At 66.3% G+C, this 21,682-nt stretch carries 24 protein-coding genes; 15 read left to right on the top strand and 9 right to left on the bottom strand.

The genetic code is table 11. The features are described 5' to 3' along the window. Positions 1-164: 164 nt before the first annotated feature. A complete protein-coding gene (locus tag JKF87_RS03170) occupies positions 165-1,067 on the top strand; it encodes an MBL fold metallo-hydrolase (RefSeq protein WP_201097127.1) in 903 nt (300 codons plus the stop codon). Here the strand turns inward: JKF87_RS03170 and JKF87_RS03165 are convergent. Both JKF87_RS03165 and JKF87_RS03160 read right to left on the bottom strand, forming a co-directional pair. Next, on the bottom strand, positions 1,064-1,669 hold the full coding sequence (locus JKF87_RS03165; protein ID WP_307417312.1) for a DUF1499 domain-containing protein: 606 nt from the start codon (positions 1,667-1,669) through the stop codon (positions 1,064-1,066). The two genes, JKF87_RS03170 and JKF87_RS03165, sit on opposite strands and share 4 nt — an antisense overlap. A gap of 90 nt (positions 1,670-1,759) precedes the next feature. Then, positions 1,760-3,397 carry a long-chain-fatty-acid--CoA ligase gene (locus JKF87_RS03160; protein ID WP_201097125.1) on the bottom strand — a complete coding sequence of 546 codons (1,638 nt, stop codon included), beginning with the start codon at positions 3,395-3,397 and terminating at the stop codon, positions 1,760-1,762. A gap of 158 nt (positions 3,398-3,555) precedes the next feature. On the opposite strand from JKF87_RS03160, the gene udk reads away from it, so the two are divergent. Then, positions 3,556-4,203 carry a uridine kinase gene (udk, locus tag JKF87_RS03155; RefSeq protein ID WP_201097124.1) on the top strand — a complete coding sequence of 216 codons (648 nt, stop codon included), beginning with the start codon at positions 3,556-3,558 and terminating at the stop codon, positions 4,201-4,203. Between the two features lie 25 nt (positions 4,204-4,228). Here the strand turns inward: udk and pdxH are convergent, their stop codons facing one another. Beyond that, entirely contained in the window at positions 4,229-4,903 is a 675-nt protein-coding gene (gene pdxH / locus JKF87_RS03150; RefSeq protein ID WP_201097123.1) for a pyridoxamine 5'-phosphate oxidase, read from the bottom strand. Positions 4,904-5,019: 116 nt separating this feature from the next. Between pdxH and JKF87_RS03145 the strand changes: the two genes are divergently transcribed. The 4 genes from JKF87_RS03145 (at position 5,020) to JKF87_RS03130 (ending at position 7,863) form a co-directional block, all read left to right on the top strand. Continuing rightward, positions 5,020-5,754 (top strand): DnaJ C-terminal domain-containing protein, encoded by a 735-nt coding sequence (locus JKF87_RS03145; RefSeq protein ID WP_201097122.1) that lies wholly within the window; start codon positions 5,020-5,022, stop codon positions 5,752-5,754. 80 nt (positions 5,755-5,834) lie between these two features. Beyond that, positions 5,835-6,920 carry a chorismate synthase gene (gene aroC, locus JKF87_RS03140; protein ID WP_201097119.1) on the top strand — a complete coding sequence of 362 codons (1,086 nt, stop codon included), beginning with the start codon at positions 5,835-5,837 and terminating at the stop codon, positions 6,918-6,920. Next, entirely contained in the window at positions 6,917-7,336 is a 420-nt protein-coding gene (locus tag JKF87_RS03135) for a GNAT family acetyltransferase (RefSeq protein ID WP_201097116.1), read from the top strand. Before aroC ends, JKF87_RS03135 begins: the two co-directional genes overlap by 4 nt. 188 nt (positions 7,337-7,524) lie before the next feature. Beyond that, positions 7,525-7,863 (top strand): VOC family protein, encoded by a 339-nt coding sequence (locus tag JKF87_RS03130; RefSeq protein ID WP_201097115.1) that lies wholly within the window; start codon positions 7,525-7,527, stop codon positions 7,861-7,863. 3 nt (positions 7,864-7,866) lie between these two features. Here the strand turns inward: JKF87_RS03130 and JKF87_RS03125 are convergent, their stop codons facing one another. The 3 genes from JKF87_RS03125 to thiE all read right to left on the bottom strand — a co-directional run bounded on the left by JKF87_RS03125 (position 7,867) and on the right by thiE (position 11,330). Beyond that, positions 7,867-8,874: a hypothetical protein gene (locus JKF87_RS03125; RefSeq protein WP_201097114.1), complete on the bottom strand. Its 1,008-nt coding sequence runs from the start codon at positions 8,872-8,874 to the stop codon at positions 7,867-7,869. 48 nt (positions 8,875-8,922) lie between these two features. Further along, complete coding sequence (locus JKF87_RS03120) at positions 8,923-10,611, bottom strand: sensor histidine kinase (protein ID WP_201097113.1); 1,689 nt, start codon at positions 10,609-10,611, stop codon at positions 8,923-8,925. 65 nt (positions 10,612-10,676) lie between these two features. Beyond that, positions 10,677-11,330: a thiamine phosphate synthase gene (gene thiE / locus JKF87_RS03115; protein WP_201097111.1), complete on the bottom strand. Its 654-nt coding sequence runs from the start codon at positions 11,328-11,330 to the stop codon at positions 10,677-10,679. Positions 11,331-11,449: 119 nt separating this feature from the next. On the opposite strand from thiE, the gene JKF87_RS18240 reads away from it, so the two are divergent. The 6 genes from JKF87_RS18240 to JKF87_RS03090 all read left to right on the top strand — a co-directional run bounded on the left by JKF87_RS18240 (position 11,450) and on the right by JKF87_RS03090 (position 15,625). Further along, positions 11,450-11,635 carry a (2Fe-2S)-binding protein gene (locus tag JKF87_RS18240; protein WP_244999607.1) on the top strand — a complete coding sequence of 62 codons (186 nt, stop codon included), beginning with the start codon at positions 11,450-11,452 and terminating at the stop codon, positions 11,633-11,635. 144 nt (positions 11,636-11,779) lie between these two features. Then, the gene (gene bfr / locus JKF87_RS03110; RefSeq protein ID WP_201097109.1) at positions 11,780-12,280 is read left to right on the top strand and encodes a bacterioferritin; all 501 of its coding nucleotides are present in this window, start codon (positions 11,780-11,782) and stop codon (positions 12,278-12,280) included. 67 nt (positions 12,281-12,347) lie between these two features. Then, positions 12,348-12,911 (top strand): tryptophan-rich sensory protein, encoded by a 564-nt coding sequence (locus JKF87_RS03105; RefSeq protein ID WP_201097107.1) that lies wholly within the window; start codon positions 12,348-12,350, stop codon positions 12,909-12,911. Positions 12,912-13,014: 103 nt separating this feature from the next. After that, positions 13,015-13,581, top strand: coding sequence for an elongation factor P (gene efp / locus JKF87_RS03100; protein WP_201097105.1), 567 nt, complete (start codon positions 13,015-13,017; stop codon positions 13,579-13,581). Positions 13,582-13,696: 115 nt separating this feature from the next. After that, a complete protein-coding gene (locus tag JKF87_RS03095; protein WP_201097103.1) occupies positions 13,697-14,503 on the top strand; it encodes an inositol monophosphatase family protein in 807 nt (268 codons plus the stop codon). 90 nt (positions 14,504-14,593) lie between these two features. After that, complete coding sequence (locus JKF87_RS03090) at positions 14,594-15,625, top strand: glycerophosphodiester phosphodiesterase (protein ID WP_201097101.1); 1,032 nt, start codon at positions 14,594-14,596, stop codon at positions 15,623-15,625. A 6-nt stretch (positions 15,626-15,631) separates the two neighbouring features. On the opposite strand, the gene JKF87_RS03085 is transcribed toward JKF87_RS03090, so the two are convergent. After that, on the bottom strand, positions 15,632-17,491 hold the full coding sequence (locus tag JKF87_RS03085; RefSeq protein WP_201097098.1) for an ABC transporter transmembrane domain-containing protein: 1,860 nt from the start codon (positions 17,489-17,491) through the stop codon (positions 15,632-15,634). A 132-nt stretch (positions 17,492-17,623) separates the two neighbouring features. On the opposite strand from JKF87_RS03085, the gene rpmE reads away from it, so the two are divergent. Both rpmE and JKF87_RS03075 read left to right on the top strand, forming a co-directional pair. After that, complete coding sequence (gene rpmE, locus JKF87_RS03080) at positions 17,624-17,848, top strand: 50S ribosomal protein L31 (RefSeq protein WP_201097096.1); 225 nt, start codon at positions 17,624-17,626, stop codon at positions 17,846-17,848. 167 nt (positions 17,849-18,015) lie between these two features. Next, entirely contained in the window at positions 18,016-19,581 is a 1,566-nt protein-coding gene (locus JKF87_RS03075) for a L,D-transpeptidase family protein (RefSeq protein ID WP_201097094.1), read from the top strand. Between the two features lie 166 nt (positions 19,582-19,747). On the opposite strand, the gene rcdA is transcribed toward JKF87_RS03075, so the two are convergent. Together rcdA and JKF87_RS03065 are read right to left on the bottom strand one after the other, a co-directional pair. Further along, a complete protein-coding gene (gene rcdA / locus JKF87_RS03070) occupies positions 19,748-20,278 on the bottom strand; it encodes a protease adaptor protein RcdA (protein ID WP_370874281.1) in 531 nt (176 codons plus the stop codon). 92 nt (positions 20,279-20,370) lie between these two features. Next, entirely contained in the window at positions 20,371-20,574 is a 204-nt protein-coding gene (locus tag JKF87_RS03065; RefSeq protein ID WP_109348180.1) for a DUF1192 domain-containing protein, read from the bottom strand. 92 nt (positions 20,575-20,666) lie between these two features. Between JKF87_RS03065 and JKF87_RS03060 the strand changes: the two genes are divergently transcribed. After that, positions 20,667-21,638 carry an NAD(P)H-quinone oxidoreductase gene (locus JKF87_RS03060; RefSeq protein WP_201097090.1) on the top strand — a complete coding sequence of 324 codons (972 nt, stop codon included), beginning with the start codon at positions 20,667-20,669 and terminating at the stop codon, positions 21,636-21,638. Positions 21,639-21,682: the final 44 nt, after the last annotated feature.

Genomic DNA, 21,682 nt, shown 5'->3' with positions numbered 1-21,682 from the left:
GAGGCTGTGATCAGTTGCGCCGCCATGAGACAGATTATGGCGGCGGCTATCGGTTGCAGCCGATTTGAGACAGCGTAGGTGAGCGTGCGGGCCACAATGAGCACTCCGGGACAGGTTACCGAGACCTTAACGCAAGGCCTGAGCCACGATTGGAGCGCCCCGCTATGATTCCCTATGTGCGCCAGTTCGACTTCGCCTATGGGCGGCGCGATCAGGTTTCACCGCTGATCCAGAGAGTGATCGCGGCCAATCCGGGACCGTTCACCTTTACCGGCACAGGGACCTATATCGTCGGCAAGCCGGAGGCTGGCGCAGCCGTGGCGGTGATTGATCCCGGGCCGCTGGACGACGCCCATCTGGCGGCCCTGCTGGCGGCGGTCGAGGGACGCACTGTCAGTCACGTGCTGGTCACCCACACACACCGCGATCACGCGCCTCTGGCCCGCCCCTTCGCCGCTGCGACCGGGGCGACGATCCTGGCGGCCCAACCGCCTGCGCGCGACACCCATGCCTCTGGCGCGCTGGATGAGGATGATGACGCGGACTTCGAACCCGATGTCGTACTGAGCGGCGGAGAGGTCATGGCGGGCGACGGCTGGACGATGGAGGCGGTCTTCACGCCCGGCCATGCGTCCAACCACATGGCGTTTGCGCTGCATGAGGAAAACGCCCTGTTCAGCGGCGACCACGTCATGGGCTGGTCAACCACTGTGGTGGCCCCGCCGGACGGGAATATGCGCGACTATTTGAGAAGCCTGGATACGGTCATCGCGCGTGAGTTCACGACCCTCTGGCCGACACATGGTCCGCCGATCACAGAGGTCAGGCTCTTCCTGGAGGCCTATCGCGCGCACCGACTGGATCGCGAGGCGCAGGTGTTGGCGCGGTTGAGGGCGGGCGACCGCACCATCGCCGACATGGTGCCGGTGCTCTACGCCGCCGTGGATCAGCGGCTGTGGCCCGCCGCTTCACTGTCGGTCCTGGCGCATCTGATCAAGCTGGTTGAGGACGGGGTGGTCGCGGCTTCTCCGGCTCCTGCCCTATCGGCTGAGTTTCGCCTGATCTAGCGAAGCTCGGCTTCCAGAGCCTCGACGATCTTGGCTGTCAGACGGCAGGTGGCGCCGCCGTCCGGACGTGCATCCCGAGCGACCACACGAATATCGGTGCGGCCCGGTCGGATGCGGATGACGGCGTCATAGGCAAAGCCGAACCAGGCCCCCTCATGCACGCCCTCGACCTGGAAGGTGGTGGCCCGCGTCACGGGGAAGCCGGCATCGACCAGGGCCGAACTAGCCTGCTGGGCAGGGACCTGGCTGGGGATCGACCGCGCTGCGGGACAGGCGGCCGGATCGGTGAAGGTCGAATGGCGGTTCAGATCGGCCAACTGCGCCGCGGGCGGTTCCTCCACATTGGTCGAGACGTCGCGCGGAGTGTCTTTCGACAGTTGGTTCTGCTGCCACAGGAAGCCGCCGACCGTCACGCCTGACAGGATCAGGGCGATGGCGGCATAAACGCCCCTGCCCTTCATATCCCGCACCGCCAGCACCACCGCGACGAGCGCCCCTACCAGACCGATCCAGGCCAATCCCCGCGCCACGGTCCATGTCAGCAGGTCATAGCTGATCGACAGGTCCAGACCGCCGAACCGCGTCGCCGCGATCGCCGCCACGATCAGAACCCCTGGCGCGGCCGCAAGGGCGGCTAGCCAGGGCAGAACGGCGGGAACAGGCTTTCTGGACGGCATCTGGACCTATGGGGATCAGGCGGAAGGCGTGGTTTCCGGTAGACGGTAGTCCTTCATCCGCTCGCGCAGAAGCTTCTTGTCGATCTTGCCGGTGGCTCCCAGCGGGATTTCGTCCACCGCCACCACGTCGTCAGGCATCCACCATTTGGCGATCTTGCCCTGCAGGAAGTCGAGATGCTCCTGCTTGTCCAGGGTTTGGCCCTCTTTCAGCTTCAGCAGCAGGACCGGGCGTTCGTCCCATTTCTTGTGGGCGGCGCCGATGACGGCGGCCAGCTCGACCTTGGGGTGACCGACGGCGATGTTCTCGATCTCGATAGAGCTGATCCACTCCCCGCCTGACTTGATCACATCCTTGGAGCGGTCGGTGATCTGCATGAAGCCCAGTTCGTCGACGGTGGCCACGTCGCCAGTGTCGAAGAAGCCGTCGTGGTCCAGAATGGCGTCGTCCTGACGGAAATAGGCGCGCGCCACCGTCGGCCCCTTGACCAGCAGGTGGCCATAGGTGCGCCCGTCGTGCGGCAGGATCTGACCCGCGTCGCTCTTCAGCTCCAGCTCGACGCCCAGCGGCGGCGTGCCCTGTTTGACGCGGTACTTGATCTGCTCGTCATAGGGCATGTTCGCCGTCTCGGGCGTCATGTTGGACAGGGTGCCGATGGGCGAGGTCTCGGTCATGCCCCAACCCTGCAGCACCTCGATGCCGAACTCGTCGTTGAAGGCGCGGATCAGGCTTTCCGGCACGGCGGCGCCGCCGATCAGCACACGGGTCACGCTGGAAAGTTTGAGGTTGTTCTCGCGCATATGGGTCAGCAGGCCCTGCCAGACGGTCGGCACTGCGGCGGAGAAGGTGACCTTCTCCGTCTCCAGCAGTTCATAGATGGATGCGCCGTCCATCTTCGGTCCTGGCATGACCAGTTTGGCGCCCGACGCCGGACCGACGAAGGCGATGCCCCAGGCGTTGGCGTGGAACATCGGCACGACCGGCAGGATCACCTCGGTCGTCTTGGCCCCGACCACCGTCGACTGCATGGCCATAAAGGTGTGCAGGAAGTTGGAGCGGTGCGAATACAGCACCCCCTTGGGGTTTCCCGTCGTGCCCGAGGTGTAGCAGAGGCCGCAGGCGGTGTTTTCCTCGAAGTCGCCCCAGACCACATCCGCCGACTGGCCCGCCACGACCCGCTCATAGGCTTCGGCCTTGGGCAGTTTGGTGGCAGGCATATGGGCCTCGTCAGTCATGACGATCACCCGTTCGACCTTGGGAATGTGCGGCAGGATGGCTTCCAGCAGCGGCACGAAAGTCAGGTCGACGAAGATGATGCGGTCTTCGGCGTGATTGATGATGTAGACCAGCTGCTCGGGGAACAGGCGCGGGTTCAGGGTGTGGCACACGGCGCCGATGCCCATGACGCCGTACCAGGTCTCGATGTGCCGGTCGTTGTTCCAGGCCAGGGTGGCGACGCGGTCGCCGGGCTTGACGCCCCAGGCCTTCAGGGCGTTGGAGACGCGTTTGGCGCGGTCGTGTATCTGGCCATAGGTGGTGCGCGTGATCGGCCCTTCGACCGAACGGGTCACCACTTCGCGGTCGCCATGCCAGTTTTTGGCGTGGTCGATGATCTTGTCGACCGTCAGCGGCCAGTCCTGCATCAAGCCCAGCATCGTATCGTTCCTGTCCCTTGGATGCGCCTGCTCTACATGCGGCGCTTGGCAAGACGCTATATTCGTTATCAATGTTAAGCAACGTGACCAAAGGGAAGGTTCGGCGCGGCGGATCGTCTCCAGTGGCGCAAAACGGCGACGCGCTCTAGAAGCCGCGCATGGCTATACTGATCGCGATTACGGGGGGCTCCGGCTCCGGAAAATCCACCCTGGCTGAGGCCCTCGTCTCATCCCTGCCGCAGGGAGCTGCGGTTCTGGTGCGCGAGGACTCCTATTACCGCGACGCCGCCTCGGTGCCGGATTTCGACGCCGACACCTTCGACTTCGATGACGTCGCCGCGCGTGATCACGACCTGATGATCGCCGACCTGAAGGCGTTGAAGGACGGCCGCGCCGTCACCGCCCCCGTCTATTCGTTCATCCACCACGGGCGAGAGCCTGAAGGCGAACCGATCCCCGCCGCCGAGGTGGTGGTGGTCGAGGGCATTCACCTGCTCTGCACGCCCGAACTGACCCAGCTGTTCGACATCCGCGTCTTCGTCGACACGCCTGCCGACATCCGCTTCATCCGCCGACTGCTGCGCGATCAGGCCGAACGCGGCCGCTCGGCTGATTCCATCGTGTCGCAGTATCTGGCCACCGTGCGTCCTGGCCATGAGCGCCTGACCGAACCGTCCCGCGTCCATGCCGATTTCGTTGTCGCCGATGCGACGGCGGCGGTGCGTCTGGAAGACCCGCAGGCCGTGGTGCGCCTCGCCGCGCCGGTGCTGGCCCATCCGCTATTGCAGGGGTTCCCGAGGCGCTGAAGTCTTTGCCCCAGGAGAAAGAGGCCTAGGGCCACAGCCGCTCCGACGTCCATCCATCCGCTGCTCGCACGAAACGCAGCCGGTCATGCAGTCGGAACGGCCGATCCCGCCAGAACTCCACCGACTGGGGCGTGACGCGCCAGCCGGTCCAGCGCTCGGGCCGGTCAACCTCATGGCCGTCGAACCGCGCCGTCTCGCGCGCCACGGCGGCCTCCAGCGTCTCGCGCGCATCCAGAACCCGCGACTGGTCCGAGGCCCAGGCGCCGATCCGGCTTTCGCGGGCGCGGCTGGCGAAATAGGCGTCCGCCTCCTCCACCGTCACCGGCTCGACGGCGCCGCGCACCCGCACCTGGCGACGCAGCGACTTCCAGTGGAAGGTCAGGGCCGCCACCGGACGCGCCGCAAGCTCCAGCCCCTTGGCGCTTTCGCGGTTGGAGTAGAAGGTGAAGCCCCGTTGATCCACGTCCTTCAGCAACACGATCCGCGCGTCCGGCAGGCCGTCCGCATCGACGGTCGACAGGGTCATGGCGTTGGAATCATTGACCTCATGCGCGCCGGCATCGGCCAGCCACTCGATGAACAGGCTGATCGGCTCGGGTCGGGCGAAGATGCTCTCGTCGCCGTTGGCGGCCAGGGCTGCGGCATAGTCGCGGGCGTATTCCTCACGCGACGGGCTGGGCGGGATCACAGGAGCAGTCATGCCGCCTGATTACGCCCCGCAAGCGCCGCTGCAAATGATCGAGATCAAGTCACAGCCCGCAAAAAAGCGAATCACAGTTAACCCGCTCTTGACCATGATTGACGAACGGTAGGGGCATGAGCGCCATCCGTTCCCGTTCCGATGCTGTTTCCGTTCGTGAGGCCCTGTCGATTCTGGGTCTGCACGGCGCCGTGGACGCCGCGTCGCTGAGCGCCGCCTTCCGGGCTGCTGTGAAGTCGGCCCGTCCCGATCAGCCGGGCGGCGATGACGACCGTTTCCGCCGCGTGATCGCCGCCTATCGCCTTATCCAGGCCAGCGGCGGCGCCCTGCCCGCGCTTGAGGCGCCCAAGGTCAAGCCCGCTCCCGCACCTGTGCTGGCCATCACTCCCATGCAGGCGATCAACGGCGCCCAGATCGACCTGCGGCTGGGTGCGCGCACCATGCGGGTGAAGGCCCCTGCCGGTCTGCGCACCGGCGAACACCTGCGTCTGCGCGGCGGCGGGGAGGACGGGTCGGATATGTATCTGCCCGTGCTGATCCGGCCCGCAGGCGGCCTGTCGGTGCTGGGCGACGACCTGTTCATGACCGCATCCACCAGCCCCCGCACCCTGAGCGAAGGCGGCCGTGTCGAGATCGAGACCCACCTCGGCGTCCGGTCTGCGTGGATCATGCCGGATGCGCCCGAGCCCGTGCGTCTGCGCCTGCGCGGCCTGGGCCTGCCGGCGCGTGGCAACAGGTCCGCAGGCCATCTGTTCGTCACCCTGACCCCGTGTGAGGACGCACCCTCGGCGGCGGAAGACCTGCTGCTGCGCTTCAACCGGGTCTGGACGCCGCAAAGACTGGCCGCCTGAGACGCAGTTCCGCATGTTTCGCGCGCAGCGGAACGCCATCAGCAGTTCCGTCTGAAACGATCATGCTCTAAGTCGGCCCCATGTCGCACAATACCTTCGGCCATCTGTTTCGCGTGACCACCTGGGGCGAGAGCCACGGCCCGGCCATCGGCTGCGTCGTCGACGGCTGCCCGTCGCTGATCCCCCTGACCGAAGCCGACCTTCAGCCCTGGCTGGACCAGCGCAAGCCCGGCGGCTCGCGCTTCGTGACCCAGCGCCAGGAAAGCGACACAGCCCGCATCCTGTCGGGCGTGTTCGACGACGGCGACGGCCCGGTGACCACCGGAACGCCCATCTCGATCATGATCCAGAACGAGGACCAGCGGTCCAAGGATTATGGCGAGATCGCCCGCGCCTATCGCCCCGGCCACGCCGATTATGCCTATCAGGCCAAATACGGCGTGCGCGACTATCGTGGCGGCGGACGCTCCTCGGCGCGTGAGACGGCCAGCCGCGTGGCGGCCGGCGCCGTGGCCCGCAAGCTTCTGGGCGACGGCGTCAAGATCCGCGCAGGCGTGGTCCAGATCGGCCCGCACAGGATCGAGGCCGACCAGATCGACTTCGAGGCCGTTCACACCAATCCGCTGTTCGCCGCATCGACCGCCGTCGTGCCCGAGTGGGAGGCCTATCTGGACGGCGTCCGCAAGGCTGGCTCATCCATCGGCGCCATCGTCGCGTTAGAAGTCACGGGCGTTCCCGCTGGCTGGGGCGCGCCGCTGTACGGCAAGCTGGACTCTGAGCTGGCCGCCGCCCTGATGTCGATCAATGCGGCCAAGGGTGTCGAGATCGGCGCGGGCTTCGGCGCCGCCGAACTGTCCGGCGAAGAAAACGCCGACGAAATGCGTCTGGACCTGAACAGGCAGGCGGTCTTCCTGTCCAACAAGGCGGGCGGCGTGCTGGGCGGCATCTCGACGGGCCAGCCGGTCACGGCGCGGGTGGCGTTCAAGCCGACCTCGTCCATCCTGACCACGCGCCAGACCATCACCCGCGACGGCGAGGAAACCGATCTGCGCACCAAGGGCCGCCACGACCCCTGCGTCGCCCTGCGCGCCGTTCCGGTGGTCGAGGCCATGGCCGCCTGTGTCCTGGCTGACGCCTTCCTGAGGCACCGCGCCCAGGTCGGATGAACCTGATCCGCCCCATCTCCGATGGCGACGAAGCCGCCGTCATCGCCCTGTGGTCCGCCTGCGACCTGACCCGACCGTGGAATGATCCGGCGCAGGACCTGCGCCTGGCGCGCGACACCGCGACCTCCGCCATTCTGGTGGCGACGGATGACGACCGGATCATCGGCACGGTCATGACCGGGTTCGAAGGACACCGGGGCTGGGTCTATTATCTGGCGGTCGATCCCGCGTATCGGGGCGCGGGTCTGGGCCGCCTGCTGATGACGGCGGCGGAAGCCTGGCTGAAAGCTCAGGGTGCGCCGAAACTTCAACTGATGGTGCGCGCGGACAATGCCGCGGCGCTGGGCTTTTACGAGCGGCTGGGCCTGGAGCGGCAGGACGTCGTTGTGCTGGGCCGCAGGCTGGACGGGCGATAGGCTTCCGGCGCCGACCGGCTCTCCACGGGCCGTTCATCCTGGCGCATCAGGGCCATCAGGCCCGACAGTCCTGTCGTCATCACGATCATGGATCGACTCCTGCAACTGCGAACCGTTTGCAGGTTTGCGCATGTTTCGGCTGCGTGCAAGAGGGGATGGTCGGTGGCGTAAACCTCAGGAGATCAACCGTGCGTGAAGACGGCAAGCTGGACTATCTCGAACTGCCCGCGACCGACCTGGCCCAGACCAAGGACTTTTACACCAAGGCGTTCGGCTGGACCTTCGTGGATTACGGCCCGACCTACGCGGCCTTTGATCAGGGGCTGGACGGCGGCTTCGACGCGGACGCCGAGCGCACGAAGACGCCCCTGCCCGTCCTTTACGCCCACGATCTTGAAGCCATGCAGGCCAAGGTCGAGGCTGCGGGCGGCACGGTGCTGAAGCCGATCTACAGCTTCCCCGGCGGGCGTCGTTTCCACTTTGCTGATCCGGCGGGAACCGAAATGGCCGTCTGGTCCGAGACCTAGCCTCTAGCGCAGGTCGACCGACTGGCCGATCCGTTCAGCCAGGTCCCGGTCAGCACCTTCAACGCTGGCGACCCAGACGTGGATTTCACGTGGGGCGGTCTGGCGTTGGAACAGATGCTCCAGCGCCAGGCGTCGCCCGCCCTCTGTCACGACGATGGAGGCGCGGCCGGCCGCATAGACCTGCTCGCCGTCATAGATCGGAAACTGCGACGCCGGTCCCGCATAGATCATCAGCAGAGTCTGGGCGCCCCGCCGCACGGAATAGACGTTCCCGTCCGTCCCGGCAGGCATGCGCACGATGCTGAATCCGCTCTGCAGATCGACCGAGAACGGCAGGGCCGCAATCTCAGCAGGCGTCAGGGCGCGCGCCGCCGTCGCCGGGTTCGTTGCTGGCGACGCCGCTTGAGGTGGGACCGGTGCAGGGCTCTGAGCGGGCGCTGGTGTCGCAACGGGCGACGCCGTCGCCGGACGAGGCGGCACAGCGGCGGGCGGCGTCGGCCTTAAACTGGGGCCTGTCGCAGCAGGCGTCGCCGGAGCAGTTGCAGGCGGCGTCACGGTTGGCGTCGGCGCAGGTGCAGCCTGACGCGGCGGGGCGGCGGTAGGCCTAGCCTGTGCAGGAGTCGCCGTCGCTGAAGTCACCGGTGTCGCAGGCGTGCTGGCGGGCGGGGCCGCTGCCGTCGGCGCTGCAGCGGTCGGCCGCGTCGCTGACGGCGGCAAACTGTTCAGATCATGGGTCAGCGATGACGCCGGCGCAGCGGCGGCTGCGGGCCTGGGCGTCTGAGGCGCAGGCGTCACAGGTCGAGATGTCGGCGCTGTGGCAGCGGGCGCGGGTGCGGGCCGCACAGCGGGCGAAACCGGTGCAGGCGCCGACTGCTGAACCGGCGGCGGTGCTGCAGCGGTCGAAGCCGACGGCGGCAGGCTGTTCAGATCGCGCGTCAGATCCGATCCCGGACGCTGGGCGGGCGGGATCGTCTGCCCGGACAACAGGGCGGCGGCGGCGAGTGCGATCATCGACATGCGCCGACCATTACGCTCACACGCGCTGACGGCAAGAGCGTATCAGGCCTTGGGCATCAGCACCCAGAAGGCCGCGCCCTCGCCTGGCTCGGACACGACGCCGATTGTTCCCTGCTGCAGTTCGACCAGGCGCTTTGCCAGGGCCAGGCCCACGCCGTGACCCTCGATGCTGGAACGCTCCAGCCCCAGGCGGTTGAAGGGTTCGAACAATTGAGCCTGTTTCTCGACGCTCAGCCCCGGGCCGAAGTCCACCACCTCGATCCTCACGCCTTCGCCCGACCGGGCGGCGCGCAGAACGACCCGCCCGCCCGATGCGCCGTATTTCAGGGCGTTGGAGGTCAGATTTCCGATCACCTGGGCCAGACGCTGGGAATCCGCCAGCACCGTCAGCGCCTCGCCCTCGGCCTCAATATCAATGGTCAGATCGCGGGCCTCGGGACGCAACAGGGCGGCGCGGCGCGTATCCTCCAGCAGGCCCGCAACATCCGTGGGCCGCACGTCCACCTTGATCGCTCCTGCCTCGGCCCGGGCGACATCCAGCAGGTCATGCGCCAGAGCCTCTACCTCGCGCGCCGTGCGCACCAGCATGTCCGCCATCTCGGCCTGCTGCGGCGTGATGGCGCCCAGTTGCCCGTTCTTCCACAGATCGCCGATGCCGATGATGCCCGCGACGGGGCTCTTGATCTCGTGGGCCACGTTGGCCAGCAGGCGTGACTTGGCTTCCGATACGCGCTCAGCCCGCGCCTGCCCCGCCTTCGCCCGCGCCGCCAGCCGATTACGGTCTTCCAGCAATGAGGCCAGCAGGATCATGGGCACATAGCCGATCAGCACCAGCAACTGCGCGGCCAGGACCTGTTCCGCCACCGCCTCGTCACGCAGATAGGGCCCCATGCCGTTCATCGCCGATCCGACCGCCAGAACGGCGACGATCAACAGACTGGTCGCCGCGCCGATCACGCCCAGCCGCGCCGACGCCAGCATCAGCAGCGGCAGCAACACGAAACCAAACGTCAGCTGCCCGTCATAGATGGCGGTATAGACCACGCCGATGGCCATCATCAGGGCGCAGAACTCGATCAGGCGCGCCGGGCGCATCAACCGCGCCAGACTGGCGCGCGTCACCGCCAGACCCAGACAGCCCAGAATGGCGATCCCCATCGCATGGCCGAACCACCACGTCTGGAAGTTGGCCAGGAAACCACCCTGCCCGCTCAGGGTCAGGACGCTGGAGATCAGGATTCCCGCCGGGATCGGTGCGATCAGGGCCGCTGCAAACACGAAACGCCCGGACATGGTGGCGCTCGACATATTCTGCCCAGGCGCGATGCGACGCGCCAGCACGACGGCGACGGTGATCTCCAAAATATTGGCGAAGGCGAACAACAGGGCGTAACCGGGCGCATTGCCGGCCAGTATTTCGCCGATCAGCATGCTGATCGTCAGGACCGCGATGAAGGCGGCGTCTTCCTTTCGGCTGCTGCTGTTTCTCAGCCAGATGGCGATGGCGACGCCGCCCCCGCCCCAAAGACCCGCAACCAGTCCCGACGAACGCGTGAACATGATCGACAGCACGATCAGGATGGCGACGATCAGCCCGGTGGCGATCAAGGTCAACGGGTGTTCAAAGGTGCGGACGGCGTCGCGGCCCTCGTCCCTGACGGCCCGACGCGGCTGCGCCTGCGCATCAGACTTTCGCGCGGCGCCCGTTTCGATGTCGAGCGCACGGCTCATGGCGATAATCTCGGACTGGAACTGACGGCCGAGACTATAGGAGAGGTTCCTAATATCCCCTGAAACTAAGGATTCACCAATAGGTTGAACGCTGCAACCGCAAAGGCTGCGCCCTTGGGATGCCTCCACACGCCCGCGCTGACGGCGATGAAGTCCGCGCCCGCCCTGGCGACCTCCGCCGCATTATCGATGGTGATGCCGCCGATGGCGACGCAAGGCACCTCGACCGTCTCCTGCCAGACAGTCAGAAGCTCCAGAGGCGGGCGATGGACCGTCTCCTTGGTGTCGGTCGGATAAAAGGCGCCAAAGGCCACATAGTCAGCCCCGCCTTCCGCTGCGTCCCAGGCCAGGTCGCGGTCATCATGGCAGGTGACGCCGATCATGGCGTCCGGCCCCAGAATGCGCCGCGCCTCGGCCAGAGATCCGTCTTCCTGGCCGATATGAACGCCGTCGCAGCCCGTCGCCTTGGCCAGATCGGGCCGGTCGTTCAGCAATACGGCCACGTCATGCCGTCGCGCGATGGGCGCCAGCACCTCGACCGCCGCGCGGATGGCCGCGTCATCGGCGGGCTTCAGCCTGATCTGCAAAGCCGCCACGTCGCCGGCGGCCAATGCCTGGTCCAGCGTCGCAGCAAAGGCGTCGAGATCGGGGATCGACGGCGGCGTGATCAGATACAGTCGGCAGGGCGGACGGTCGGGGACGGTGGGAGTTCTGGCCATGCCCGTCCTTCCCTCTCCCGCGACGATCCGTCAACGGCCCAAGCCTGAGAACGACTTGCAATCGCCTTAAGGAATGCTATAGCGAACCATTCTCAGTCAGTGGATCGCGTAGAACCCTCGTGTACGTCTGCAACTGCAATGGCCTTCGCAAGCGTGATGTCGCCCAGTCGATCGAGGCTGGCGCCTGCCGCCCGCGCGATATTTTCGCCAGCCACCAATGCCAGGCCCAGTGCGCCAAGTGCGTCTGCGAAATGCGCCAGATGATCCAAGACAGCCGCGAAGCATTCGCACTCGCAGCCGAGTAGTCAGCGCCGCCCATCGCGGGCGAAAATCACTCGCACTATCAATGTACTGATAAAAACTCGCAAATAAACAACGCGGGTTTTACTGTGGTATTGCATCGCTCAACAAACGGCGAAGACGCCGTGGCGAGACCAAGGACCATGGCCATGAAGGGCGACCCCGCAATCATCCGCACGCTGAACGCAGTGCTGACCAACGAACTGACGGCCGTGAACCAGTATTTCCTGCATGCGCGCATGTTCGAAAGCTGGGGCCTGTCGCACCTTGGCAACGTGATCTACGAAGAATCGATCGGCGAGATGAAGCACGCCGACATGCTGATCAAACGCATCCTCTTCCTGGACGGCCTGCCCAACCTGCAGGACCTGCACAAGCTGAAGGTCGGCGAAGACCCCATCGAATGCCTGGGCGCCGACCTGCAGCTGGAGATCGACAGCCGCGCCACGACCGCCGCCGCCGTGACCCAGTGTGAAGAGACCCGCGACTATGTCAGCCGTGATCTGCTGATGAAGATCCTCAACGACACCGAGGAGCACATCGATTTCCTCGAGAACCAGCACAAGCTGATCGAACTGATGGGCGCGCAGAACTATCTGCAGTCCGCCATGAAGGAAATCGTCACCGACGGCGCCGCGACCGGCGGCTGAGGGAACCCTGGTCCGCTCCGGCCATTTGCTTTTGCAGGACATTCCTGGGGCTAAGCTGGAGCGGACCATGACTGACATCGACGAAGCCATCGACGACGTGCGCGATGCGGCGACGGACTTTCTGAACAGCGAGGGCCGCAGCGCCAGCCATGTCGTGGCGGGCATCATCATCACGGCGGGCTTCGCCCTTCTGGCGAGCGGCATCGCCTCGGGCGCATTGAGGCCAAAGCGGTCGCTGAAGCGTTTCCGCAATCGCGACCTGCCCATTACCGAAAAGCCGCAGGGCGCCTTCAGCCTGATCCTGCCCGCCGTCTTTTCCGCCACCACATTATCAGCGGTTCGGGTCTGGAACGCGCCGCCCGCCCGTGAACGCACCGCAGCCCTTGGCCTGTGGGCCGCCGCCCAGACGGTGAATGCAGTCTGGCTGGGGCTGCGTCCCGCGTCGATGTGGAAACAGGTATTCGCGGCCATGTCCTCCGCCGGTCTGGCCGCCGCCTTCGCCCATGAGGCCCGCAAGCTGAATGAGGGCGCCGGCAAGATGGCCGCGCCCACAGGCGCCGGGGTCCGCGTCAGCAACTACATCCATCGCAAGGCCAGCCAGGTCGGCGAGCGGTTCCGCACCCTGCATTAAGCCAGCCCGTATTGTGCTTTTGCGGGGCTTCCTTTACGGGTCGCGCCCTTCGCCACGCTCCGGACCGGCTGCGTGAGCGCAACCCCAATTCCGATGTGACCCCATGAAGATCAACGGCAACACCATCAAGCCCGGCATGGTCCTGCAGCACAATGGCGGCCTGTGGGTCGTGACCAAGGCCAGCCACGTCAAGCCCGGCAAGGGCGGCGCCTTCGCCAACGTCGAGGCCAAGAACCTCGAAACCGGCAACAAGCTGAACGAGCGCTTCCGGTCGGAAGACAAGGTCGAGCGCGTCACGCTTGAGCAGCGCGACTACTCCTACCTGTTCGACAACGGCGACAGCCTGGTCTTCATGGACGACGAGTCCTACGAGCAGATCGAACTGCAAAAGGGCTGGGTCGGCGAAGAGCGCATCCCCTACCTGCAGGAAGGCATGAAGGTCATCATCGAGTCGCATGAGGACCGCCCCATCGGCCTGGAGCTGCCGGACCAGGTGGTTCTGGAAGTCGCCGAAACCGAGCCGACCGTTAAGGGCCAGACGGCTTCGTCGTCCTACAAGCCCGCCATCGCCAACAACGGCGTGCGCATCATGATCCCGCCCTATATGTCGGCGGGTGAGAAGATCGTCGTCGATACGGCGACCGGCGAATACGTCCGCCGCGCAGACTAAGACGTCCCACGGCCCCTTCGGGGGCCGTTTCCTTTCTTGAACTTCTCCGCATCTCCGGGCCCCCATCTCAATCAGAATGGGCCTTGTCAGGACATGCGGACCAGGAGATTCCCCCATGGCTCTCGCCTCCGCCCTTCTTCAAGTCATGACCGATGCGGTCCGCAAGACCGCCCGTCCGATGATGCGCGACTTCGGCGAAGTCTCCCAGCTTCAGGTCTCCCGCAAAGGCCCCGGTGATTTCGTCACCGCCGCCGACCTGCGGGCCGAAGACACCCTGTTCGAACTGCTGATGAAGGCCCGCCCCGGCTATGGCTTCCTGGGCGAAGAGCGCGGCATGGTCGAAGGCACCGACAAGTCGCACACCTGGATCGTCGACCCCATCGACGGCACCACCAACTTCATGCACGCCATGCCCCACTTCGCCATCACGGTGGGTCTGGAGCGCCGCGCGCCTGACGGCTCCAGCGAGATCGTCGCGGGCGTCACCTACAACCCCGTCATGAACGAGCTGTTCTGGGCCGAAAAGGGCAAGGGCTGCTACCTCAACGACCAGCGCATCCGTGTCGCCGGTCGTCGCGACCTGTCCGAAAGCCTGATCGCCACCGGCCTGCCCTTCATCGGCAAGTCGGGCCACGCCCAGGCGATCAAGGACATTCACGCCGTGGGCCAGCGCGTCGCGGGCATCCGCCGCCTGGGCTCCGCCGCCCTGGACTTCGCCTGGGTCGCCGCAGGCCGCTATGACGCCTATTACGAACGCAACCTGAAGCCCTGGGACGTAGCGGCGGGCATCCTGTTCGTCACCGAGGCGGGCGGCCGCGTCACCACCATCGACAACGACGGCGATCCCAAGACCGGCTCAACCATCCTGGCCTCTAACACCGAACTGCACCCGCAACTGCGCAAGGTGCTGCAGGGCGCGTAAGACGCACAAAGCCTCTCCCTCTCCTGCGTGGGGAGGGAGAGCATCCGGCGCTGTCACGCCCCCGTCGCGTCCCGGCCCTATCCAGCGGCCATGATCCGCGCCATCCTGACCGCCCTGATCCTGTTCACGGGAGCCCCAGCCGTGGCCCAGCCCCTGATCATCGCCCATCGCGGCGCGTCCGGCGAACGGCCCGAGCACACGCGTTCAGCCTATGAGCTGGCCATCGAACAGGGCGCGGACGTGATCGAGCCCGATCTGGTCATGTCCAAGGACGGCGTCTTCATCGACCGGCATGAAAACGAGATCGGCGGCACGACAGATGTGGCCAGCCGCCCGGAATTCGCCGACCGCAAGACGACCAAGACCATCGACGGCGTCGTGACCGTCGGCTGGTTCACCGAAGACTTCACCCTGGCCGAACTGAAGACCCTGCGCGCCCGCGAGCGCCTGCCCCAGGTCCGCACCAGCAACGTCGCCTATGACGAGCGCGACCCGATCCTGACCTTCGATGAAGTGGTCACCATCGCGCGTGAGGCCTCAGCGCGCACCGGTCGCACCATCGCCGTCGCACCCGAGCTGAAACACCCGACCTATTTCGCCGGGATCGGTCTGCCGATGGAGGACGCCTTCGTCGCCGAACTGGAGCGGCTGGACCTGACAGGCGCCGACGCGCCGATCATCATCCAGTGTTTCGAAGTCGGCCCGCTGGAGCGGCTGTCACGTCGCATCACGGCCCCGCTGGCGCAGTTGGTCGGCGTGGGCGGCGCGCCCGAAGACCGGCCCGACCTGACCTATGCCCGGATGATCACGCCGGAAGGCCTGAAAGCTGTCGCCCGCTACGCCGCCTGGGTCGCGCCCGATGTGACGCTGGTCATGCCCCGCGACGCCCAGGGCCGCTCCACCGCGCCCTCCACCCTGGTGGCGGACGCCCACGCCGCCGGGCTGAAAATCGTGGTCTGGACCGTTCGCGCCGAAAACATCTTCCTGCCGCTGGAGCACCGTTCCAACGCCCTGCCCGCCGTCCATGGCGACATGGCGGGCTATGTCCGCGATTTGGCGGACACAGGCGTGGACGCCATCTTCAGCGACTTTCCCGGACTAGCGCGCGAAGGGCTGCGTTAAGGCCCCCTACGTCCCCCGGAACTGCAGCTCCGCCAGACGCGCATACAGGCCGCCCTGCGCCACCAGTTGATCGTGCGTGCCCTCTTCGACCACGCGGCCGTCGTCCATCACCACGATGCGGTCGGCGCGCAGCACGGTGGCCAGACGGTGGGCGATGACCAGGGTGGTGCGCTCCTCCATCGCCTGATCCAGTGCGACCTGCACCAGACGTTCGCTCTCGGCGTCCAGGGCGCTGGTCGCCTCATCCAGCAATAGGATCGGCGCGTCGCGGACCAGGGCGCGGGCGATGGCCAGACGCTGACGCTGACCGCCCGACAGGCTCTTGCCGCGTTCGCCCAGAGGCGTGTTGAAGCCTTCCGGCAGGGCGTCGATGAAGCCCAGCGCCTGGGCCTTCTCGGCGACGATGCGCGCTTCTTCCAGCGTCGTTTCCTCGCGCCCGAACTGGATGTTCTCCAGCGCCGAGCCTGAGAACAGCGGCGTCTCCTGCGACACCCAGGCGAAACGGTTGCGCACGGCGACCGGATCGGCCTCACGCACATCCACCCCGTCCACCGACACCAGCCCCGTCTGCGGATCGTAGAAGCGCAACAGCAGACGGAAGACCGTCGACTTGCCCGCGCCCGACGGCCCGACCAAGGCCACCGTCTCGCCCGGACGCACAGTCAGGCTGAAGCCCTTCAGCGCGGGCAGGTCAGGACGTCCCGGATAGGAGAAGCCGACCGCCGACATCGACACCTCGCCGCGCGGCGGCTGAGGCAGGGCGGTGGCGTGAGCAGGCGGCGCGATGTCGGGCACAGCCTGCATCAGCTCCTCGATCCGCTCCATGGCGCCCGCCGCCTTCTGGACATCGCCCCAGCTTTCACCCAGCGCGCCCACGGCGCCCGCCGCGAACACCGACAGCAGCACGAACTGCAGCAGGGCACCGGGCGACATCACGCCTGCGACCACATCCTGCGCGCCCAGCCACAGCACCAGGGTCACGCCGCCGAACATGACGACGATGATGAGAGCCGTCATCCAGGCCCGCGCGGCCATGCGGGTCAGCGATGCGTTGAAGGCGTCCTCCACGGCTGCGCCGAACCGGTTGATGGCGCTGCGCTCGCGGCCAAAGGCCTGCACCGTCTCGATGGCGTCCACGCTCTCGCCTGCAAAGCCTACGGCGTTAGCGAACCGATCCTGCGAGGTGACGGTCAGCTTGCGCACCCGACGCCCGAAGATGAAGATCGGCCCCAAGAGGAACGGCACGATCAGCAGCACCAGCCCGGTCAGTTTGGGACTGACGAAGAACAACAGGGCCACGCCCCCGATCAGGGTCAGGAAGTTGCGCAGCGCATAGGACACCGACGTGGTCATCAGCGTCTCGACCAAGGCGATGTCCGTGGTCAGGCGCGACAGCACCTCGCCCGTGCGCATATGGGCGTAGAAGGACGGGTCCAGCGTCAGGATGCGCCCAAACAGACCCTTGCGCAGATCCGCGATCACGCGCTCCCCCGTGCGGGTGACGTAATAATAGCGGGCGGCGGTGGCCAGACCCAGGAACAGGGCGTTGGCGCCCAGCAGCAGGAACCAGATGTTCAGGTTCGCGCCGCCTGCCTCGAACCCATGGTCGATGGCCCCACGCGCCAGCGCGGTCAGCCCCAGCGACGCCGAGGTCGACAACAGCAGCCAGAACACCGCCATCAGAGCATGGCCCTTGTGGCGCAACGCATAGGGAATCAGTCGCGCCAGCGGGCGGATGTCGCGGCGCTTGGCGCGTTTCTCGCCGGCCTCGGACATTTGTTCGGCCAGCAGAGCGCCCGCGCTGGGGCGGCCTTCCAGCTCGGCCCTGGCGGAATGATGGGATGCGGCAGGAGGAAGATCAGTCATTGCGCCTGCCTCTTGCCCCGGAACGCCCCCCGGTGTAAACGCCGCCGCTCATTCCCGCCCTCATCGGCGGGTTTCTCATTTCATGCGCACAGACGGTCGGCATCGTCATCGCGCCAGAGACCGGACGCCACCATGAAGCCCGACACGCACCCCGACTACCACTTCATCACCGTCGTGATGACCGATGGCAGCACCTACCAGACCCGTTCGACCTACGGTAAGGAAGGCGACAAGCTGGCGCTCGACATCGACCCGTCGACGCACCCGGCCTGGACCGGCGGCAACGCCCACCTGCTGGACCGGGGCGGCCGCGTTTCGCGCTTCAACAACAAGTTCGCCGGCTTCATCAAGAAGTAAGACCCTTAAGGCTGCGGCATACTGCAGCATTATGGTCACGAAGAGCGTCGGTCGCAGGACCGGCGCTTTTTGTTTGTCTGGAACGCCGATAACATACGGGCGTTCGGGGTAAGGCAAAGCAAGGCGTCGATCCACGGGGGTCGAACTGATCGAGAAGCAGACTGGTTATGAATAGACGGGAACTGGGTCTGGGCGTCGCGACCGCGACCATGGCCCTCGGCTCTACGGCGCGCGCACAACAGGTCTATGTGCAGCGGACCCTGGAGGCGACCGCCTTCTACAACAGTTTCAACGACCAGATCGGCCGCCTGCCGCAAGCGCAACAGCCTGATGTCCGCGCCTTCTATGAAATGAACGGCTGGCGCCCGGTGTGGAACGCCGAACGCATTCGCGCCCTGAACGCCGTCGCCCAACGGTCGGAGCGTCACGGTCTGGCCTCCAGCGACTTCTTCGATTTCGTCGGCCTTGCCGCCGACCCGGCATCGTCCGATCTGCGCACGACGGCGGCGGCCCTCGGCTATGGCCGTGCGCTGGCTCTGGGTAAGGTTCGTCCCGAAACGGTCGAAGACCTGTGGGAGATGCAGAAGAACCGCGTCGACCTGCCGCGCGGCCTGTCGGACGCCCTGAATCGCAACATTCTGCTGGACTGGTTCGAAGGTCTGGCCCCGACGGACATCGGATATCAGAACCTGTCCGCCGGCTATGTCCGCTACCGCCGTATCGCGGCGCAGGGCGGCTGGCCCGCCTTCCCCGCCGGTCCGACCATCGAACCGAACGCCAGCGACCGTCGCATCCCCGCGCTGATCGACCGTCTGGTCGCCGAGGGCGATCTGACGTCTGCTGACGGCGCGCGCCTGAAGGCCCAGGGCCTGACCTACAGTTCCGAACTGCAAAAGGCGGTCGAGGGCTTCCAGGTTCGTCACGGCCTGGGCGCAGACGGCCGCGTCGGCGCAGGCACCCAGCGCTCGCTGTCGGCCACCGCCGAGACGCGCGCCCGGCAGATCGCCCTGAACCTGGAGCGCCGCCGCTGGCTGAAGCGCGACGTCGCGCCTGAGCGGATCGAGGTCAACACCGCCGCCGCCATCATGGTCTATTGGAAGGACGGCAAACCGGTCCACTCCAACCGCGTCGTCGTGGGATCCGCCGACAACCAGACGCCCAGCCTGGAAAAACCGTTCGCCTCGGTCGTGGCCAATCCGCCCTGGTATGTGCCCGCCGGCATCGCGCGCCGCGAAATCCTGCCAAAGGGTCCGGGCTATCTGGCCGCCAACGACATGTATGTTCAGAACGGCACGGTCATCCAGCGCGCCGGTCCCCGCTCGGCCCTGGGCTATGTGAAGTTCGAACTGCGCGACAGCTACGCCATCTTCCTGCACGATACGCCGTCCAAGGGCGCCTTCAACCTGTCCATGCGCCAGCGCAGCCACGGCTGCGTCCGGGTTCAGAATGCGGTGGAGTTCGCTCGCCTGCTGCTGTCGCCCGACCCGACCAAGCTAAACCAGTTTGACGCCGCCCAGGACAGCCGCGAGACGACGCGTGTCACCACGGGCCGCGAAATCTCGGTGCGCCTGCTGTACTGGACCGCCTTCGTGGATGGTCAAGGTCGCGTGGCCTTCCGTGAAGACGGCTACGGCCGAGACGACAAGCTGGCCCAGGCGCTGGGCATCGCCGTCAACCTGCCCAAGCCCATCGACGACGGCGGCCGCCGCGACGCCAGCGACGTCGGACCGTAAAAGACAACCCTCTCCCATTGGGAGAGGGCTTGAACGCACGAGAGCGCCAGCGATCGTTCTTGCGTGAAAGGGTGAGGGTCACGACGGCGACGTCACTTCGGCGAACAGAACCCTCGTCCGACCCCACGGGCCACCTTCTCCCAACGGGAGAAGGAAATCGCGCCCTCTACTCTCTGAACGCCGCTTCCAGCATGCCCAACTGGCTCAGCACCGGGTTCTCAGGCGTCTCGTCCTGACCATCCAGATACATGCGCCGGTCCAGATACAGGGCGCGGTCGAACAGTTTTTCGGAACGCACCACATATTCGATCAGGGCGATGGGCAGCTCGGCGTGACTGGGCTCCGTCTCGACCTTGCGGGCGTTCAGACGATAGCGCGGCGCGCAGGCCGCCTCGGGCGTCATGTCGTCTTCGCGCACGGCACGCTGCACCAGCAGCCACGACGCAATCTGCATCAGGCGCGTGGTCAGCTTCATGCTCTCGGCGGCATAGGCCAGGGCCGCAGCCCGCGACAGTATCTTGGAATCGCGCCGTCCCTCGCCGTCCAGATAGGCGGCCGTCTCCTCGACCAGCTCCATGCCTTCGCGGAAGGTGCGGTCGAACAGTTCGGAACGCGCGAAGTCACGCACCGTGCGTCCACGCTCCAGCGCGGCCGCCGAGGTCTGTGCCGAGTGCGGGGTCGTATCAGACATCATCATCGGATCTAGGATTGGTCCTGAAATGGGCCCATGACGGCGCCTGTTGCGTCAAGCCTGCAACCGTCATGCCATGATTTCCCTTAACGGACGATTCACGATCCGAAGTTGAACAGGGCGTCTGCAGCGTTCTTCTTGGATTGTTTGGCCTCTATGGCCGCCCGACTGCGCGCGATCTCACGCTCCAGCGCCTCGATCCGCTCCTGCAGATCGCCCACCGAAACCAGATCCAGATCTTCCCGCGACAATGCGGTCAGCGCCTCGCCGCGCTGGGGGCGAGGTTCGAGATCCTCAAACATGGCGTCCCTTTCTGCCTCTGTTGCACTGGCCTGACACGGCCTCAAACCCATATGAGAGCGCCCGGACACGGACGATTGCAAGCGGAGCCCTCATGCGCATCATCACCATCGAAGGCGGCTCAGGCCCGGCGGAAGCCCTGACCCTGGCCGAACGCCCCGATCCCACGCCGGGACCAGGCCAGGTTCTGATCCGCGTCCACGCCGCGGGGGTGAACCGGCCCGACCTGTTGCAACGCATCGGCGCCTATCCCCCGCCGCCCGGCGCGTCAGAGGTGCTGGGGCTGGAAGTGGCGGGCGAGATCGAAGCGGTCGGCGACGGCGTCAGCCGCTGGCAGGTCGGCGACCGCGTGTTCGCCCTGCTGGGCGGCGGCGGCTATGCCGACAAGGCGGTTGTGGATGCACGCCACGTCCTGCCGATCCCCGACGGGCTTGATTTCGTCCAGGCGGCGGCCTTGCCGGAAACCGTCTTCACCGTCTTCACCAATGTGTTCGAAGCGGGCGGCCTGAAACCGGGCGAGACCCTGCTGATCCACGGCGCGACCAGCGGCATCGGCGTCACGGCCATCCAAATGGCCAAGGCGGCGGGCGCAAAGGTCATCGCCACCTCGCGCGGGGCTGAAAAGGCCGCCGCCGCCAAGGCTTTGGGCGCCGACATCAGTCTGGACGCCAAAACCGATGACCTGGCCGCCGCCATCGCCGAAGCCGGCGGCGCTGACGTGGTTCTGGATATGGTGGGACGCGACTACGCCGAACTGAACCTGAAGGCCCTCAAGCCGGGCGGACGCTGGGTGGTGATCGCCACCCTGACGGGATCGCTGGCCGAGGTGGACCTGATGCGGATCATGGTCAAACGCCTGACCCTGACGGGATCGACCCTGCGCGCGCGCCCTGCTGACGAAAAGGCCCGTCTGGCGGCGGCTGTCGAAACGACCGCCTTCCCCTGGATCGCATCCGGCGCGGTCAGGCCGCCGATCCACGCGACCTTCCCGCTGGAAAAAGCCGCCGACGCCCACCGCGCGCTCGAAGCGGGGGATCATGTCGGCAAGATCATGCTGACGACCTGAGGCCGTCTGATCCGGGGCGGCAGGCCGTCCCCGGATCATCCTTC

It is taken from the genome of Brevundimonas nasdae (assembly GCF_016654005.1).
GTDB classification, from domain to species: Bacteria; Pseudomonadota; Alphaproteobacteria; order Caulobacterales; family Caulobacteraceae; genus Brevundimonas; species Brevundimonas nasdae.
The sequence above is the reverse complement of the archived record's forward strand: the minus strand, read 5'-3'. Positions and strand labels throughout refer to the sequence as shown.